This is a genomic window from Actinophytocola sp. (genome assembly GCF_036002505.1).
In the GTDB taxonomy this organism is placed as follows: Bacteria; Actinomycetota; Actinomycetes; order Mycobacteriales; family Pseudonocardiaceae; genus DASYTH01.
In genome coordinates this window covers 1-15,636 of the sequence record NZ_DASYTH010000030.1, presented here as the reverse complement: position 1 = coordinate 15,636, position 15,636 = coordinate 1, and the positions used below count along the sequence as shown (strand labels likewise).

General features: G+C 69.0%; 20 protein-coding genes. 7 read left to right on the top strand and 13 right to left on the bottom strand.

Annotated elements, in window-relative coordinates; all coding sequences use genetic code 11:
• Nucleotides 1-68: 68 nt before the first annotated feature.
• Nucleotides 69-743: a Crp/Fnr family transcriptional regulator gene (locus VGR06_RS01570; protein WP_327557102.1), complete on the bottom strand. Its 675-nt coding sequence runs from the start codon at nucleotides 741-743 to the stop codon at nucleotides 69-71.
• A 130-nt stretch (nucleotides 744-873) separates the two neighbouring features.
• Nucleotides 874-1,125 carry a hypothetical protein gene (locus VGR06_RS01565; RefSeq protein ID WP_327557101.1) on the bottom strand — a complete coding sequence of 84 codons (252 nt, stop codon included), beginning with the start codon at nucleotides 1,123-1,125 and terminating at the stop codon, nucleotides 874-876.
• A gap of 224 nt (nucleotides 1,126-1,349) precedes the next feature.
• Between VGR06_RS01565 and nth the strand changes: the two genes are divergently transcribed.
• From nth to VGR06_RS01545, 4 genes are read left to right on the top strand one after another with little or no spacing between them, the layout of a single operon-like run.
• Nucleotides 1,350-2,072: an endonuclease III gene (gene nth, locus VGR06_RS01560; RefSeq protein ID WP_327557100.1), complete on the top strand. Its 723-nt coding sequence runs from the start codon at nucleotides 1,350-1,352 to the stop codon at nucleotides 2,070-2,072.
• Nucleotides 2,069-2,665 carry a TlpA disulfide reductase family protein gene (locus VGR06_RS01555; RefSeq protein ID WP_327557099.1) on the top strand — a complete coding sequence of 199 codons (597 nt, stop codon included), beginning with the start codon at nucleotides 2,069-2,071 and terminating at the stop codon, nucleotides 2,663-2,665. The genes nth and VGR06_RS01555 overlap by 4 nt, the downstream gene beginning before the upstream one ends.
• A complete protein-coding gene (locus VGR06_RS01550) occupies nucleotides 2,662-3,351 on the top strand; it encodes a CoA pyrophosphatase (protein WP_327557098.1) in 690 nt (229 codons plus the stop codon). Before VGR06_RS01555 ends, VGR06_RS01550 begins: the two co-directional genes overlap by 4 nt.
• On the top strand, nucleotides 3,338-4,522 hold the full coding sequence (locus VGR06_RS01545; protein WP_327557097.1) for a MarP family serine protease: 1,185 nt from the start codon (nucleotides 3,338-3,340) through the stop codon (nucleotides 4,520-4,522). The genes VGR06_RS01550 and VGR06_RS01545 overlap by 14 nt, the downstream gene beginning before the upstream one ends.
• Before the next feature lie 64 nt (nucleotides 4,523-4,586).
• Here VGR06_RS01545 and VGR06_RS01540 read toward each other — a convergent pair whose 3' ends face one another.
• From VGR06_RS01540 to VGR06_RS01520, 5 genes are all read right to left on the bottom strand, one after another.
• A complete protein-coding gene (locus VGR06_RS01540; protein WP_327557096.1) occupies nucleotides 4,587-5,555 on the bottom strand; it encodes an alpha/beta hydrolase in 969 nt (322 codons plus the stop codon).
• Nucleotides 5,552-6,073, bottom strand: coding sequence for a phage holin family protein (locus VGR06_RS01535; protein WP_327557095.1), 522 nt, complete (start codon nucleotides 6,071-6,073; stop codon nucleotides 5,552-5,554). Before VGR06_RS01535 ends, VGR06_RS01540 begins: the two co-directional genes overlap by 4 nt.
• Nucleotides 6,074-6,109: 36 nt before the next feature.
• The gene (locus VGR06_RS01530) at nucleotides 6,110-6,832 is read right to left on the bottom strand and encodes a VIT family protein (protein ID WP_327557094.1); all 723 of its coding nucleotides are present in this window, start codon (nucleotides 6,830-6,832) and stop codon (nucleotides 6,110-6,112) included.
• A 119-nt stretch (nucleotides 6,833-6,951) separates the two neighbouring features.
• Entirely contained in the window at nucleotides 6,952-7,689 is a 738-nt protein-coding gene (locus VGR06_RS01525; RefSeq protein ID WP_327557093.1) for a hypothetical protein, read from the bottom strand.
• A gap of 147 nt (nucleotides 7,690-7,836) precedes the next feature.
• Entirely contained in the window at nucleotides 7,837-8,070 is a 234-nt protein-coding gene (locus VGR06_RS01520) for a hypothetical protein (RefSeq protein ID WP_327557092.1), read from the bottom strand.
• 100 nt (nucleotides 8,071-8,170) lie between these two features.
• Between VGR06_RS01520 and VGR06_RS01515 the strand changes: the two genes are divergently transcribed.
• Together VGR06_RS01515 and VGR06_RS01510 are read left to right on the top strand one after the other, a co-directional pair.
• The gene (locus VGR06_RS01515; RefSeq protein WP_327557091.1) at nucleotides 8,171-9,013 is read left to right on the top strand and encodes a helix-turn-helix transcriptional regulator; all 843 of its coding nucleotides are present in this window, start codon (nucleotides 8,171-8,173) and stop codon (nucleotides 9,011-9,013) included.
• Nucleotides 9,010-9,171, top strand: coding sequence for a DUF397 domain-containing protein (locus VGR06_RS01510; RefSeq protein WP_327557090.1), 162 nt, complete (start codon nucleotides 9,010-9,012; stop codon nucleotides 9,169-9,171). The genes VGR06_RS01515 and VGR06_RS01510 overlap by 4 nt, the downstream gene beginning before the upstream one ends.
• Nucleotides 9,172-9,228: 57 nt before the next feature.
• On the opposite strand, the gene VGR06_RS01505 is transcribed toward VGR06_RS01510, so the two are convergent.
• Together VGR06_RS01505 and acs are read right to left on the bottom strand one after the other, a co-directional pair.
• Nucleotides 9,229-10,110 carry a DUF559 domain-containing protein gene (locus VGR06_RS01505; RefSeq protein WP_327557089.1) on the bottom strand — a complete coding sequence of 294 codons (882 nt, stop codon included), beginning with the start codon at nucleotides 10,108-10,110 and terminating at the stop codon, nucleotides 9,229-9,231.
• Nucleotides 10,111-10,352: 242 nt separating this feature from the next.
• Complete coding sequence (gene acs / locus VGR06_RS01500) at nucleotides 10,353-12,338, bottom strand: acetate--CoA ligase (RefSeq protein ID WP_327557088.1); 1,986 nt, start codon at nucleotides 12,336-12,338, stop codon at nucleotides 10,353-10,355.
• 122 nt (nucleotides 12,339-12,460) lie between these two features.
• On the opposite strand from acs, the gene VGR06_RS01495 reads away from it, so the two are divergent.
• Nucleotides 12,461-13,195 (top strand): oxidoreductase, encoded by a 735-nt coding sequence (locus VGR06_RS01495; protein ID WP_327557087.1) that lies wholly within the window; start codon nucleotides 12,461-12,463, stop codon nucleotides 13,193-13,195.
• Here VGR06_RS01495 and VGR06_RS01490 read toward each other — a convergent pair whose 3' ends face one another.
• The 4 genes from VGR06_RS01490 to VGR06_RS01475 form a co-directional block, all read right to left on the bottom strand.
• Nucleotides 13,196-13,747, bottom strand: a complete 552-nt coding sequence (locus VGR06_RS01490) for an AMIN-like domain-containing (lipo)protein (RefSeq protein WP_327557086.1) — start codon at nucleotides 13,745-13,747, stop codon at nucleotides 13,196-13,198.
• A gap of 130 nt (nucleotides 13,748-13,877) precedes the next feature.
• The gene (locus tag VGR06_RS01485; protein WP_327557085.1) at nucleotides 13,878-14,540 is read right to left on the bottom strand and encodes a DUF4276 family protein; all 663 of its coding nucleotides are present in this window, start codon (nucleotides 14,538-14,540) and stop codon (nucleotides 13,878-13,880) included.
• The gene (locus VGR06_RS01480; protein ID WP_327557120.1) at nucleotides 14,533-14,952 is read right to left on the bottom strand and encodes an AAA family ATPase; all 420 of its coding nucleotides are present in this window, start codon (nucleotides 14,950-14,952) and stop codon (nucleotides 14,533-14,535) included. Before VGR06_RS01480 ends, VGR06_RS01485 begins: the two co-directional genes overlap by 8 nt.
• 96 nt (nucleotides 14,953-15,048) lie before the next feature.
• Complete coding sequence (locus VGR06_RS01475; RefSeq protein WP_327557084.1) at nucleotides 15,049-15,477, bottom strand: hypothetical protein; 429 nt, start codon at nucleotides 15,475-15,477, stop codon at nucleotides 15,049-15,051.
• Nucleotides 15,478-15,636 lie beyond the last annotated feature (159 nt).

The following is a 15,636-nucleotide window of genomic DNA, read 5'->3' as shown; positions in this document are numbered from 1 at the left end:
CCACGCAACATAGGAGGCCGGTGCGCCGCGTCGGGGGCGGCGCCCGGCCTCTTATGTTGCTCAGGTGCTCAGCGGGCCCGGCGGGCCAGTCGCTCCGGATCCATGATCAGCACGCTCTTGCCCTCGAGCCGGAGCCACCCGCGGTGGGCGAAGTCGGCGAGGGCCTTGTTCACCGTCTCCCGGGAGGCGCCGACGTACTGGGCGATCTCTTCCTGGGTGAGGTCGTGGGTGACCCGCAGCAGGCCGGCCTCCTGGCTGCCGAACCGCTGGGCGAGCTGCAGCAGCGCCTTGGCCACCCGGCCGGGCACGTCGGTGAAGATCAGGTCGGCGAGCATGCCGTTGGTCCGGCGCAGTCTCCTGGCCACCACCCGCAGCAGCTGCTCGGCGATCTCCGGCCGGTTCTGGATCCAGCCGCGCAGCGCCGGGCGGTCCATGGTGACCGCGCGGACCTCGGTGACCGTGGTGGCCGTGGACGTCCGCGGGCCGGGGTCGAAGATGGACAGCTCGCCGAACATGTCCGACGGGCCGAGGATGCCGAGCAGGTTCTCCCGCCCGTCCGGAGACTTGCGGCCGAGCTTCACCTTGCCGGCCAGGATGATGTAGAGCCGGTCGCCCGGCTCGCCCTCGGCGAAGATCACGTGTCCCCGAGGGAACTCCACCGACTCCAACGTCGCGGCGAGCGCTTCGGCCGAGGCCGGTTCGACCCCCTGGAATATGCCCGCCCTGGCGAGGGCCTCTTCCACGTCATGCCTCCCGATGTCTACCCGCCACGGAACAGACCGCACGATGAAACATGCCGCCTGATCAGTGCAGTGTAGGACGTGTGCCGTGGATCACACCGGGTGGACTCGCCGGTAACAAACTCGCCGATAACTAGATCCGAATACGGCGGGCGCGCTGGCGGGCCGCCTTGCCGCCGAGGCGGCGCAGCCGGAAGAGCTCGAGCGCGCGGCCGATGCCGTGCCCGTACAGGGCCCGCACCTCATCGGGCTGAGCCTGCTCGAGGAACTGCTCGACCTCGTCCTCCTGGACGGCGACATGCCGCAGCCGGGCTTCGACGCGCTCCATGAACAGCGCGAAGAACATGACCACCAAGGGCACCGCGAACACGAACCAAACGGTCATCGGTCGTCGATCCTCGCTCATCCGGGCTCGGCCTTTGTGGACGCTAGCCCACTCCGGCGTGTCGGGCTGGCTCGCTGTTCTACAGACGTCGTGGGTGCGCATGAGGTTGTCCGATGGGCCCGTAGGCTAGCGGTGTGCCATCCGCCACTCGACGACCACCCCTTCGTGGTACCCCCATCGCGCCCGAGCCAAACGACCCGTCGCTGGTCCGCCGGGCGCGAAGAATGACGAGGGCGCTCGCCGAGGCTTTTCCGGACGCCCACTGTGAGTTGGACTTCACCAACCCGCTGGAGCTCGCGGTGGCCACGATCCTGTCCGCGCAGTCCACCGACGTGCGGGTCAACCTGACCACGCCGGCGCTGTTCGCGAAGTACCGCACGGCCGCCGACTACGCGGGTGCGGACCGGACCGAGCTGGAAGAGATGATCAAGTCGACCGGCTTCTACCGCAACAAGTCCAGCGCGCTGATCGGACTGGGCGCGGCGCTGGTGGAGCGGTACGGCGGCGAGGTGCCGAACAAGCTCGACGACCTGGTGACGCTGCCGGGCATCGGGCGCAAGACCGCGAACGTCATCCTGGGCAACGCCTTCGGGGTTCCGGGCATCACCGTGGACACCCACTTCGGCCGGTTGGCCCGGCGGTGGAAGTGGACCGCGGAGGACGACCCGGTCAAGGTCGAGCACGAGATCGGCCGGCTGATCCCCCGCAAGGACTGGACCATGCTGTCCCACTGGGTGATCTTCCACGGCCGCCGGGTCTGCCATGCCAAGAAGCCCGCCTGCGGGTCCTGCTTCCTGTTCCGGGACTGCCCGTCGTTCGGCCTCGGCCCGACCGATCCGGAGGCCGCGGCCAAGCTGGTCAAGGGCGTCGAGGCGGAGCACCTGCTGGACCTCGCCGAGCGCACCCGCAACGGCTACCGGCCGGGCGGGGTGAAAAACGGCGGATGAGCGTCCGGTCGCGGTGGCTGGTCGCCGGGTTGGTCGTGGTCGCCGCCGCGGTGATCGCGCTCTGGCCGCGCACCCGCGAGCCGGCCGCGAGCCCGCCGGCGCCGGATCTCGGCCCGGCGCGGGCGAAAGCCGCGCTCGCCGCGTGTCCCACCGCGCCTGATGGTCCGGCCGCGCTGGCGGCGGCCCGGGTGGAGTGCCTGGCCGATGGGTCGACGGTCGACCTCGCGTCCGTGGTCGCCGGCCGGGCGGTGCTGGTCAACGTGTGGGCCACCTGGTGCGGGCCGTGCAAGGAGGAGCTGCCGGTGCTGGCCGAGTACACCGCCGGGGCCGGTGCGCTGCCGGTGCTGGGCCTGGCCGTGCAGAGCGACCCGGCCGGTGCGCTGGAGTTGCTTTCCGCGCTGCACCTGCGGTTTCCGAACCTGCTCGACCGGGACGGGGCGGCGCTGCGGGCGCTGCGGGTTCCGGACGCCCTGCCGGCCTCCTTCGTGATCGGATCCGACGGTACGGTTCGGTTCGTCAGCGAACCGAGGCTGTTCCGCTCCGTCGATGAGGTGCGCGAGACCGTCTCCCGCTACCGAGGCGGCCAGTCATGACCAAGCAGTACGGACCGCTGGTCGACCCGGCCCGGGTGCCGGCGTGGCTGCGGACGTTGGTCGAGGCCACCGTGGAGCTCGACCTGGACGTGTTCCGCCGGCTGTCGCTGCCGACCGACGAGGCGCGGGACGCCGCGGTGCTGATCCTGTTCGGGGAGCAGGAGGAGCACGGTCCGGATGTGCTGCTGCAGCTGCGTGCGGACGGCAACAACGCGCACTCCGGCCAGGTCGCCTTTCCGGGCGGCGCGGCCGAACCGGACGATGACGGCCCGGTGGCCACGGCGCTGCGCGAGGCGGTCGAGGAGACCGGGGTGGACCCGTCCGGCGTCCGCCCGGTCGCGGTGCTGCCGCGGTTGCACATCCCGGTGTCGGGCTTCCATGTCACACCGGTGCTGGCGCACTGGGAGCGGCCCAGCCGGGTGTGGGCGGTGGACCCCGCGGAGACCGCGGCGGTGGCCCGGGTGCCGGTGGCCGTGCTGGTGGATCCGGCGAACCGGTTCATGGTGCGGCACCCGTCCGGTTTCACCGGGCCGGCGTTCGGCCTGCCGGGCATGCTTGTCTGGGGCTTTACGGCGGGTGTGCTGACCATGGTGCTCGGCGCCGGTGGCTGGGAGAGACCCTGGGACACCGAGGATGTCCGGGATCTCGAGGCGGCTTGGAGGGCAGCGGGCAGTGAACTGGGTTGATCTGCTGGTGCTGGGGCTGGCCGTGCTGGCGGCGGTGTCCGGCGCGCGCCAGGGCGTGATCATCGCATTGCCCGCGTTCATCGGGGTGCTGCTCGGCGGCATCGCCGGCGTGCTGATCGCGCCGCTGGTGGTCGAGCACATCGACGCCACACCGACCCGGGTGGCGTTCGCCTTCGCGATCTTCGTGCTGTTCATCGCGCTCGGCGAGACGCTGGGCGTGTGGCTCGGCCGGACCATCCGGCAGAAGATCAACTCGCCGCGACTGTCCAGTGTGGACAGCGTGTTGGGCGCGGTGGTGCAGGGTCTGGTCGTGTTCGTGGTGGCCTGGCTGATCGGCTCCGCGCTGAGCACCGTGGGCAACCTGCCGGGGCTGGCCGCGGCGATCAACCGGTCGGTGATCCTCGGCGGCGTCGACGAGGTGATGCCGTCGGCCGCCCAGGACCTGCCCGCGGCGCTGCGCAAGATCCTCGACGACACCGGCTTCCCGGCCGTGGTCGACCCGTTCAACCGGGCGCCCAGCAAGGACGTCGCGCCGCCCGACCCGGCCCTGCAGGCCAGCGCCGTGGTGCAGCGTGTGCACGCCAGCGTGCTCAAGATCCACGCGAAGGCGCCGTCCTGCGAGCGGGCGCTGGAGGGCAGCGGGTTCGTCATCGCCCCGCAGCGGGTGTTGACCAACGCGCACGTGGTGGCCGGCACCAACGAGGTGACCGTCGAGTCGGGTGACCGCCGGCTCCGGGCCCGGGTGGTGCACTACGACCCGGAGACCGACGTCGCGGTGCTCGCGGTGCCCGGACTGACCGCGCCCACGATGCCGTTCGCGGCCCAGGACGGCGAGTCCGGCCAGGACAGCATCGTGCTCGGCTACCCGCTGGACGGCCCGTACACCGCGGCCCCGTCCCGGATCCGGGACCGGATCAACCTGTCCGGCCCCAACATCTACGGCTCGCGCACGGTCACCCGGGACGTGTTCACGCTGCGCGCCACGGTCAAGAGCGGCAACTCCGGCGGCCCGCTGATCGACACCCAGGGCCAGGTGATCGGCGTGGTGTTCGGCGCCGCGGTGGACAACTCCGACACCGGCTTCGCGCTCACGGCCGACGAGGTGCGCGAGGAGGTGGACCGGGCGCCGGACCTGGTCGACGCGGTGAGCACCGGCCGCTGCGCCGACTAGCGCCGGAGTGCGATGAAGGCGTCTTTCCTCGCCCTGGACGTGAGGAAAGACGCCTTCATCGCATTTACGCCGAGCTCAGGAAGCCCTTGAGGATCCGGTTCACTGCGGTCGGCGCCTCCTGGTGCGGGTAGTGTCCGACGCCGTCGAGCGAGACCACTGTCGACCGGCGACCGAGCCACTCCGCGGAGGCGTACACGCTGCCCGGCAGCATGGCTGGGTCCAGTGCGCCGCGCAGTTGGAGCACCGGCAGCTCCACCCGCCGGGACATGGCCTCGGCGAAGCGCCGGCCCTCGGTGCGGATCTGTGCGCGGACCGCCCAGCGGTAGTACTCCAGCGCGCTGTGCGCGGCGCCGGGGACGAGGATGGCTCGGCGGAAATGCGTTACCGCGTCGGCGAAATCCGGTTCGGCCGTCCATTGTGGACCGGAGAGCCGGCGCATCCGGGCCTCCACCGCGGCGCCGCCGTCGCGGGTCCAGCGCCGCTCCGGGGTGATCGGGGGCTGCGCGGTGAACAGCTCGCCCAGCGCCCGGGCCTGGTTGCCGGCGCGGCGGCGCAGCAGCGTGCGGCGGATCTCCCGGCGCAGCGCCAGCGGGTGCGGTGCGGACAGCGCGCTCACCGAACGCACCAGCCGCGGGTGGATGGCGGCCACCGCCCAGGCGAGCAGCCCGCCCCAGCCATGCCCGACCAGGTGCGCCCGCCGCTCGCCGAGCGCCTTGATCAACCCGCCGACGTCGCCGGAGAGCGTCCACGCGTCATAGCCGCGGGGTGGCTTGTCCGAGTCGCCGTAGCCGCGCAGGTCCACCGCGACCGCCCGGAACCCGGCGTCGCCGAGCGCGGTGAGCTGGTGCCGCCAGGTCCACCAGAACTCGCCGAAGCCGTGCAGCATCAGCACCAGCGGGCCCTCACCGGTCTCGGCGACGTGCAGCCGGATGCCGTTGGCGTAGACGTCCCGGTGCGCCCACGGCCCGTCGATCCGCACCGTCGACGGGTCCGGGCGCAGGCGCTGGGCGGTGCTGAGCGACCGCCCGATCACGTCGGCCGAGGCGCGGTGCCGGCCGCCTCGGTGGTGAGGTCCTTGCCTGGTTCGCGGTGAGTGAGCGCGGAGGCGGTGTCCTTGATCGTGCTGATGGTCCGCGCGGGCGCGCGCAGCTTCCGCAACTTGCGGTATCCGAGGAAGGCGAAGAAGCCGGCCATCGCCAGCATGGTGCCGAACACGGTCAGCGAGGCGGCCCAGCGCGGCAGCCACACGTCCAGCAGGTCGGCCAGCCAGAAAAAGAAGAAAAACGAGCTGTACAGCACCACGACCAGCGCGACGATGAAGAAGATGCTGCCGATCAGCGCCTTCTTCACCTCCCGGGTGATCTCGGCCTTGGCCAGCTCCATCTCCGCCCGCACCAGCGTGGACAGGTGCGTGGTCGCGTCCTTGACCAGGTGGCCGATCGACTGGTTGCCGGCCGCGTCGAACGCCGCCTCGTCGGTCAGAGGGATCGACGGAACCCGAGGCAGCCCGTCGCCGTTGGTGTTCTCGCGCGCGCTGGTCACGTGCGCCATCGTGCCATGTGCGGATCAAAGGGGCTGGCCGGGGACTCAACCGACGGCGGTTCCAAACAGGACGCCGACGTAGTAGGTCACCACCATGGTCAGCGCGCCGACCCCGACGTTGCGCAGCACCGCCCGGGCGACGCGGGCGCTCCCCAGCCGTGCGCTGATCACACCGGTCAGCGCCAGACCGACGAGCACCGCCGCCCCGCACAGCCACACCCGCACACTCGTCGGCGGGAACCCGATGGCCAGCAACGGAATCAACCCGCCCACGGTGAACGCCACGAACGACGCCCAGGCCGCCTGCCACGGGCTGGTCAGGTTGTCCGGGTCGATCTGCAACTCGGCCTCGGCGTGCGCGCGCAGCGGATCCTTCTCGGTGAGCTCCTGCGCCACCTGCTCCGCCAACTCCGCGCTCAGGCCCTTCTCCTGGTAGATCTGCGCGAGCTCCCGCTCCTCCACCTCGGGCATCGTGCGCAGCTCGTACTTCTCCAGCTCCAGCGCCGCCCGCTCGGTGTCCCGCTGGGTGCTCACCGACACGTACTCACCGCCGGCCATCGACAACGCGCCCGCCACCAGGCTCGCCACCCCGGCGGTGAGGATCACCAGTCGCTCGGTCGTCGCCCCCGCCACCCCCACCACCAGCCCGGCCACCGACACAATCCCGTCGTTGGCGCCCAACACCCCGGCCCGCAACCAGTTCAACTTCTCCGCGAGGCTGTCGTGGTGCCGCTCGCCCGGATGCGCCAGGTCTTCGGTATCGGTCACGCTGGCATTGAACCCCGCGTCGCCTGCGCCCGCACAAGTGAACGGCCCCGGGCGGAGGGGGTCGCGCCGGGGCCGTTCTTTCCATGGTCGGCGTCTTGCGGGGAACGCCGACGTTCTGATCACCGCAGCGCGCAGGTGGCGAACCGCTCCAGTCCCTGGGGTCGGGTGGCGACCCGGCCGATGGCGATGGCGATGCGGTCCAGGGCGGCGCCGCGTTTGCTGGCCAGTGGGCCGAGGATGGCGTTCTGGACGAAGTTGGGTCCGCCCTGCCCGACGGTGGTGGCCAGCCGGTTGTTGGCCTCGGCGATCTGGCGGTCGAGGTTGGCCAGCTCGCGGGTCACTTCGGCCTGGGCGGCTGCGGGCACGGCCGGGAGGACCGGGGACGGGCAGGCGATCGTCTGCACGGCGCCGCCGCCGTTCGCCGGTGGGGGTGCGGGCGCGGGCTGGGTCTGCTGGGGTGGCTGCGGCGCGGGCTGGCCGGCCTGACCGAGCGAGCAGGTGGCGAAGCGGTCGAGTCCTTGGGGTCGGGTGGCGACCCGGCCGATGGCGATGGCGATGCGGTCCAGGGCGGCGCCGCGTTTGCTCGCGAGTGGGCCGAGGATGGCGTTCTGGACGAAGTTGGGTCCGCCCTGCCCGACGGTGGTGGCCAATCGGTTGTTGGCCTCGGCAATTTGCCGGTCGAGGTTGGCCAGCTCGCGGGTCACCTCGTTCTGGGCGGCCGCGGGGACGGCACCGATGGCACCTGCCGGGTTCGGGCACACGATGGTCTGCGCGGCGCTCGCGGAGGAGTTTCCGCTGGCCAGCGCGTCGATCGCCAGGCCCGTGGACAACGCGGCCGCCCCGATCAGTGCGATCACGATCGTGCGACGCCGTCGGGGCCGCCGTTGGGCATGGGCATGCGCCATATCAATACCTCGCTTTGTCAAGGGATGATGCGAATAGGCGCGCCCGGCCGGGGCTGGAACTGGTTCCAAGGTTAGATACGGAATCGTGACCTTGGCGGTTCAAACTGATTTCGGGGTGTCCTGCTCCTCGGCGTAGAGCAGGTCCATCTCCTTCAGCGCCCTGGTCCCGACCAGCACGAGTTGGCGCAATGCCTCCGACTCGATCGTGAATCCCACGACTTCCTCCTCGTCCGAGACGACGAGCTCGGTCCGGCCGCTGCCCTGCACCGAGTGCTTGATCGTGCATCCATCGTCGATCCGGATGTCGGTGTTGACGGCCAACCGCCTGTGCATGATCGACTCCTCTGAGTGGCCGAGTTGGGATGGTTGCCCCAAGCTAATTGCCGTGCGCAAGGCCTGCTCGGGCTTGCCAAGGTGGAAAGGGTCGGGCCGCATGCCCAATCAGCGACGAGCGCCGCAGGCCAGGGACCGCGCGCTGGGCGCACAGCTCAAAGCCATCCGGACGCAGCAGACCGAGCTGTCGCTGGAGGCGGCGGCCGAGATGATGCGGTGGTCATCGGCGACCATGAGCCGAATCGAGAACGGCAAGCGGCACATCAGCGCCGAGGACGTGGCGAGCATACTTGCCGTCTACCGCATCCCCATGGACCAACGCGGCGCGCTTATCCGGCGAGCCAAAGCAATCGACGAACCGGGTTGGTGGTCCCGCCCGTTGCCCGGCGTTCCCGAAGAACTCGGCGTGCTGGCCAGCTACGAGTCCGAGGCCAATGTGCTCACCGACTGGTCGGTCAACATCGTCCCCGGGCTCCTCCAGACCTACGAATACGCCAAGGCGTACATGCTCGACAAGGGCACGTCGATCGAGGACATCGAGATGGCCTGGATGGCCCGGCTGCGGCGACAGCAAGGCCTCTCGAAGGTCGAGTACACGGCTTACATCGGCGAGGCCGCGATTCGAACTCCCTTTGGCAGCGCCGAAATTCTGACCGAACAACTCCGGCAGCTCATCGAACTGACCAAGCGTGGGCTAGGGATTCGGCTGGTATCCCAGCATGCACCCTGCGCGGGCCTGTACCACTCGTGGCTGTTGCTGGAGTTTCCCGACTCGCCTCCGATCGCGCATATCGAACTGCTCAGAGGCGGGGTCTTCCTGCATGATCCCGAGGTGGAGCACTACGTCCACCAACGCGCCAAGCTGCACAAGATCGCGCTTTCCACCACGGAAAGCCGCGATACCCTGAGGAAACTCATCGAGCGACGAGAGGGCAAGCGATGACCGTCACCTGGCGCAAGGCGTCCAGGTCCGACACGACCAACTGCGTCGAGCTGGCCAACACGGGCGCCGTGCGTGACAGTAAGAACCCGGCCGGTCCCGCCCTGGTCGTGGACATTCCTACCTTCCTGGCCGCGATCAAGGCTGGCCAAGGGCGGTGATCACCGTTTCGGAACGGAAGTGCTCGAATTTCGAGCAGTTCCGTTCCCGAACGGTGATCATGCGGCGGCGGCCCGGCGGAGAGCGGAGCGGATCGTGGTGATCACCCGGTTCGCGTCCTGGGTGAGGTCGTGCCAGGTGAACCGCAAGACGGTCCACCCGCTGAGCACCAGGTTGTTCTGCCGCTCCCGGTCACGCCGGAACCGAGCCGGGTCGGAGTGCCAGGCCCACCCGTCGACTTCGATGGCCACCTGCTCCTCGACAAACGCGAAGTCAACCTCGTAGCCGCCCACTCGGTGGGCGCGCTGCCACCCACTCAGCCGTGCCTGCCGCAGCAGGCCCTTCAGCACTCGCTCAGCCTGTGAGTCCGCCCGGTCGCCGGCCACCGTCAACAGCATCCACGCCGCCCTCGAGCCACGCCGACCGATGTTGCGATGGTGCGCCCGCACTACCGCACCGAACGAGACATGCCGCTGCAACGCCCTGTCCAGCAACCGAACACCGTCGTCGCCCAGCGCAACCGCGGCCTCCAGCGCGGTCAGTTCCGGCGCGGTCACCGCCACGCTCTGATGCTCAGCGCGATCCCGACTGTTCAGGTCCCGCCGCCTGACCCGCACCCCGGACCTGGCCCGTGGCCACCGCGCACGCGGCACCGTAACCTCCACAATGGACGGGCAGGACTCCCACATTCCGTACCACCACGCCGCGGCAACCCCGCTGACCGTCGCGTCCGGTCCAGCCCACAACAACGCTGCGCGCACCCGCGCCTCGTCGGTGACCTGGTAGTGGCTGTCCAGGTAAACGCCAGGATGCAGTGTTCGCCAGCGCCCCTTGGCAACCCGCGCCGAGATCGCCGCCGAGCTCATCCCAGCCGCCAAAGCCTGATCACGGCCAACCACACCAGCCTGCCGCCGCAACACGTCCTCGACATCCACAACCACGGACGTACCATCCGCCGCCACGCCGCCGCCCCAACAACCTTCACCAGCGGCCACTTATCCCCATGCCACCCAGTTATCCACAACCACCCCGTTTCTGATCTTCGCCGACGTTTCCGCAGGTAGAATGGCCGGCAGGGCCCCCACCCGGAACTGGGGTGGGGGGTGGGTTCGTGGGGCTCCTGGGTTCTGGAGTTTGGGATTGGGATTGGAGTTGGAGCGGGGTTGCGGTGCGGGTGCGGGGGTCAGTCCTCGCTGGCGCCCGCCTTCAGGCCCGCGGAGATCAGGTCCATGACCGAGGAGTCGGCGAGCGTGGTCACATCGCCGACCTGGCGGTTCTCGGCGACATCCCGGAGCAGGCGGCGCATGATCTTGCCGGACCTCGTCTTGGGGAGCTCCGGGACGACCATGATCTGGCGGGGCTTGGCGATGGGGCCGATCTCCTTGGCGACGTGGTCGCGGAGGGCCTTGATGGCGTCCGCACCCTTGGCCTCGTCCTGGGCAACGCCGCTGCGGAGGATCACGAAGGCGACGATGCCTTGGCCGGTAGTGGGATCCGTGGCGCCGACGACCGCCGCCTCGGCCACCGTAGGGTGGGAGACGAGGGCGGACTCGACCTCGGTGGTGGAGATCCGGTGGCCGGACACGTTCATCACGTCGTCGACGCGGCCGAGAAGCCAGATGTCGCCGTCGTTGTCGTACTTGGCGCCGTCGCCGGCGAAGTAGTAGCCCTGGTCGGCGAAGCGGGACCAGTAGGTGTCGCGGTAGCGCTCGTCGTCGCCCCAGATACCGCGGAGCATGGCGGGCCAGGGCTGGTCGAGGACCAGGTAACCGCCGCCGCCCTTGCCGACCTCGGTGCCGGTGTCGTCCACGACCTTCGCCGACAAGCCGGGAAGCGCGGCCTGGGCGGAGCCGGGCTTGGTGGACGTGACACCTGGCAGCGGGGAGACCATGATCGCGCCGGTTTCGGTCTGCCACCAGGTGTCCACGATCGGGCAGCGGTCGTCGCCGATGTGCTCGCGGTACCACATCCAGGCCTCGGGGTTGATCGGCTCGCCGACGCTGCCCAGCAGGCGCAGCGAGGAGCGGTCGAACTTGGCCGGGATGTCGTTGCCCCACTTCATGAACGTGCGGATCAGGGTCGGCGCGGTGTAGTAGATGGTGACGCCATACTTCTGCACGATCTCCCAGTGCCGGCCTTCGTGCGGGGTGTTCGGGGTGCCCTCGTACAAGACGCTGGTGGCGCGGTTGGCCAGCGGGCCGTAGACGATGTAACTGTGGCCGGTGACCCAGCCGATGTCCGCGGTGCACCAGTAGACGTCGCTGGCCGGCTTGATGTCGAAGACGTACTTGTGCGTGTAGGCGACCTGGGCCAGGTAGCCGCCGGTGGTGTGCAGGATGCCCTTGGGCTTCGCGGTCGTGCCGGAGGTGTAGAGAATGAACAGCGGGTGCTCGGCGTCGTGCGGCTCCGCGGTGTGCGCCTCGCTCTGCCGGTCGACCAGCTCATGCCACCAGACGTCGCGCTCGGAGTTCCACCCGACGTCCTGCCCGGTGCGGCGGACCACGAGCACCTTCTCCACGCTCGGGTTCTTCGCCACGGCCTCGTCGACGGTCGGCTTCAGGGCACTCGGCGCGCCCCGCCGGTAGCCGCCGTCCGCGGTGATCACGAGCTTGGCCTGGGCGTCGTCGATCCGCCCGCCGAGCGCCTCGGCGGAGAAACCGCCGAACACCACCGAGTGTGTGGCCCCGAGCCGGGCGCAGGCCAGCAGCGCCACCGGCAGCTCCGGGATCATCGGCATGTAGATCGCCACCCGGTCGCCCTTCTGCACCCCCAGCTCGATCAGCGCGTTGGTGGCCTTGCACACGTCGCGCAGCAGGTGGCCGTAGGTGATCGTGCGGGTGTCGCCCAGCTCGCCCTCCCAGTGGAACGCGACCTGGTCGCCGTGCCCTGACTGGACGTGCCGGTCCACGCAGTTGTACGCGACGTTGAGCTTGCCGCCGACGAACCACTTCGCGAACGGCTTGTCGGACCAGTCCAGCACCTGGCTCCACGGTTCGTCCCAGTTGAGCAGCTCCTCGGCCTGCCGCGCCCAGAACGCGTCCCGGTCCGCGGCCGCCTCCTGGTGGAGCTCCGCGCTTCCGTTGGCCGCCGCGGCGAACTCCGCGCTCGGCGGGAACGTCCGGCTCTCCGTCAGCAGGTTGTCCAGAATGGGGTTCTGCTGCTCGGACATGGTGCGTGACCTCCTGAAAGCTGCTCTGCCCTTGGTGCCAGTGTGAACCGTAGTGGGCGGGGTCGCTCCGCAACAACGGCCACAGAGGTTTAGACCAATCGTCACCCGATAGGGTCGCCGGCGTGACAGACCCGCTGGCGCCGCTGGTCACGCTGACCGGCGTGGAGGACGCGGTCCGGGCAGCTCGGGACGCTGTCGACGCCGTGCACCGCCACCCGGCCAACCGCCGCGGCTGGCCGGCCACCGCGGCCGAGGCCTCGGTCCGCGCCGCCCGGGCGTCGGCCGCGCTGGACGGCGGCGAAGCGTCGATTCCCACGTCCGGCGAGGTGACCGATCCGGTGCTGGCCGGCGCGCTGCGGATCGCCGAGTCGATCGGCCCGCTGCTGCCCGTCTGGCAACGCGCTCCCCTGCAGGCGTTGGCCCGGTTGCACGTCCTGGCCGCGGCGGACCTGCTGCCGGACGAGGAGCTGGGCCGCCCGCGCGCGGTTCGCGGTGTGTCCGGGCGGCTCGACCTGCTCGCCCGCCTGGTCGCCGGCGGCACCTCGGTGCCCGGCCCGATCCTGGTCGCCGTCGTGCACGGTGAACTGCTCACCCTCGCCCCGTTCACCGCCGCCAACGGCGTCGTGGCCCGGGCCGCCGCCCGGCTCACCGCGGTCAGCACCGGACTCGACCCGAAGAGCCTCACCGTCCCCGAGGTCTTCTACCTCCGCCACCTCTCCCGATACCGCGAGGCCGCCGGCGGCTTCGGCGCCGGCGACCGGGACGCCGTCGCCGCCTGGCTCCACCTGTGCTGCGCCGCAATCGAAAGCGGCGCCCGCGAAGCCGTCAGCATCGCGGACGCCGCCCTCACACCGTGATCACCAGCGGTGCGCCACGTCGATCACCACCCGCCCCGGGTTCTGCAGGGTGAACACCCGGAACGGCAGCCGCGCCCGCACCCCGAGCCCGATCGTCGTGTACCCCTCGAAGCTGCCGCCGAACGCGGCCTGCCGGAACGTCCGCCAGCCGCGGACCTTCACCAACTCGTTGGGGTTGCGCGGGTTGTAGGTGGACGCGCCGGTGTTCGGGTTGTTGGTCCCGGCCTCGATCACGACCTCCAGGAACGCCCCGCCGCGCAGCCGCAGCGCGTCGCCCTTGGCCTGGGTGAGCACTTGAGGCACATATCTGACGTGGTACCCCGCGATGTTGCTGCCGGCCAAGTCCACCACGAGCCGGTCATAGCAGGTGTGTCTGCCCGCCCGCACGTTGACGATCGACGTCGGCGCACCCTCGTACCCCTCCGACGACTTCTCCAGCGACCCCCACGTCACCTTGCACGACGCGGTCGTCGCCTGTGCCACGCTCGACCCGGTCAGCGCCAGTCCCGCCGCCACCGCGACCATCGTCAGCGCGCTCAACCATTTCCTCATCGCCATCCTCCTTCGTTCGGGCTGATGGCTGCACAGACGTCTGACCAGCCCCGACACGCCGTCCGACACCCGACCGTTACCCGAGGATTGAGCGCGTCGTTATCTGTGGTCTAGGTCACGTCGCACGCGATCACTGACTGAGTCTGTCCAGCCACGCATCGAGGTGAGGGCACTGGAGGCGAAGCGCCTCGAGGCCGAGATCCGAGATGGCCAATGGGCCATCCGTGGTCTTCAGATATCCGGGGCAATGCCGGACAAGCCGTTTCGACGGAGCTGTGGCCGGATTGTCATTGACCATCTCCACGCCACCGGCGAGATCGATGTCCGCCTGCAGTTTGGCCGCGATGGTTGGGTTGCCATATAGTTCGGCCAGTTGATTACGAGCGGCGAACACCCACGCTTCTGTCTCGTGGAGCGTCAGGTGCGGGAGGAATCGTTGGTCATCGAAGTGCTGGCGGAGAGCGCCCTCGACATGCCCACCCGATCGCCCGGCCTCCCGGCTGGCCGGGTATTCATTCCAGGCGCTTCTGGGGGGAAGGCGTAGTAGTCGAGCATCGTCGTCAGAACTAGCAGGCCTGAATCTCTGAGCAGCAGGCGGATTTCTCGCTGCACCTGGTCCCAATTGATCACCCCCGCCCTTGTGGGCTGGGCCACCTGCCGGGCGCTTCGTCGTGACAATCGAGTACGTGACCCACCATCCCACCGAGGTTAAGTAAGGCGCGATGGTTTCCCGGGCGATGGTCTCCTCAGTCTGGCCTTCCACCAAGATGTGCAGGCGTCCGCGCTCAGGCATGTTTCCCAGCATCGCCAGGTCGACCGCCGATGAGGTTCTTCTCCCAGAGTTCGCCCAGCGAGTACTCATCGAGCCAGGCATGAAGGCTATCCGGTTCCGGCCTGTCAAACGTTGACGCACCATTCGCCCGCTCGACGACAATCAGGTCGTCGATCTGGAACTGATTCATCAACGTGACAGATTGAGTGGCGATGAGAACCTGGCTGCGAACGGACGCCTGCCGCAGAAGTTCAGAGAGTTGTACGATGGCGTACGGGTGCAGGCCCAGCTCCGGTTCGTCCAGCACGATCAACGCTGGAGTTGCGGGATGTAGCAACAATGTCGCAAGACAGACGAATCGAAGGGTGCCATCTGACATCTGATTGGCTGAGAATATGGCGTCGGAATCCATTTGTCGCCAGCGCAACCGAATGTGGTCACTGACCTCGGGCTGGAGTACGAAATCCCTGAAGAACGGAGCTACCTGTCGGATCGCACCTACGATGCGTTTGTAGGTGGCAGTATTGCGCTATTTCAACGAGAGTAGAATTGCGGCGAGGTTGCCAGCATCCTGCCGGAGGGTGAGATTATCTGCTGTCGATACCGTTTGTTTGACCGGCGCGTCTGCGCTCGTGTCATGGAAGTGGAAAACGCGGCAGCCTCTGAGCAGATCCACGATGTGTGACGCGACCGAAGGCTGCCCTCGTTGCTCGACAACTTCATGTAGCCGGGTCTCTCGATGGCCACGCCCGATCACACCCTGCCATGGCTGCGTGTAACCCGGACCGTGGTAGGTGATCATCTCATCAGTGAATATCAGCTCATCGTTGGCAGCCGCGCCAAGTACCGCTTCGTAGCTGTTTGGCGGCGCGTCCAGCTTGAGCCGGATGCGGGCTGGCCCGGCCGAGGTGTGCAGCAGCGCTGATGCGCCGCCATTGAACCCCACGAACAGGTTCAACTCGCTATCGGCGATTCGGCCTAGCGGGAGTTTCCCCCTTAGTTTGATCTTGAGGCGGGTCGACGCCTGTCGGATGGTTGTTGATCTGGGACGACACGCTTGTCGGGGAGCTTGACTTTCCTTGATCAAGTGTATTACCTAAATTATATGGCGTCGGTG

Excerpts from the sequence above, each read along its gene's own strand:
- VGR06_RS01565 (WP_327557101.1), bottom strand. The coding sequence starts at position 1,125 with ATGACCGTTTGGTTCGTGTTCGCGGTGCCCTTGGTGGTCATGTTCTTC.
- nth (WP_327557100.1), top strand. The coding sequence starts at position 1,350 with ATGACGAGGGCGCTCGCCGAGGCTTTTCCGGACGCCCACTGTGAGTTG.
- VGR06_RS01555 (WP_327557099.1), top strand. The coding sequence starts at position 2,069 with ATGAGCGTCCGGTCGCGGTGGCTGGTCGCCGGGTTGGTCGTGGTCGCC.
- VGR06_RS01550 (WP_327557098.1), top strand. The coding sequence starts at position 2,662 with ATGACCAAGCAGTACGGACCGCTGGTCGACCCGGCCCGGGTGCCGGCG.
- VGR06_RS01535 (WP_327557095.1), bottom strand. The coding sequence starts at position 6,073 with ATGGCGCACGTGACCAGCGCGCGCGAGAACACCAACGGCGACGGGCTG.
- VGR06_RS01520 (WP_327557092.1), bottom strand. The coding sequence starts at position 8,070 with ATGCACAGGCGGTTGGCCGTCAACACCGACATCCGGATCGACGATGGA.
- VGR06_RS01515 (WP_327557091.1), top strand. The coding sequence starts at position 8,171 with ATGCCCAATCAGCGACGAGCGCCGCAGGCCAGGGACCGCGCGCTGGGC.
- VGR06_RS01510 (WP_327557090.1), top strand. The coding sequence starts at position 9,010 with ATGACCGTCACCTGGCGCAAGGCGTCCAGGTCCGACACGACCAACTGC.
- acs (WP_327557088.1), bottom strand. The coding sequence starts at position 12,338 with ATGTCCGAGCAGCAGAACCCCATTCTGGACAACCTGCTGACGGAGAGC.
- VGR06_RS01490 (WP_327557086.1), bottom strand. The coding sequence starts at position 13,747 with ATGAGGAAATGGTTGAGCGCGCTGACGATGGTCGCGGTGGCGGCGGGA.
- VGR06_RS01485 (WP_327557085.1), bottom strand. The coding sequence starts at position 14,540 with ATGCCTGAGCGCGGACGCCTGCACATCTTGGTGGAAGGCCAGACTGAG.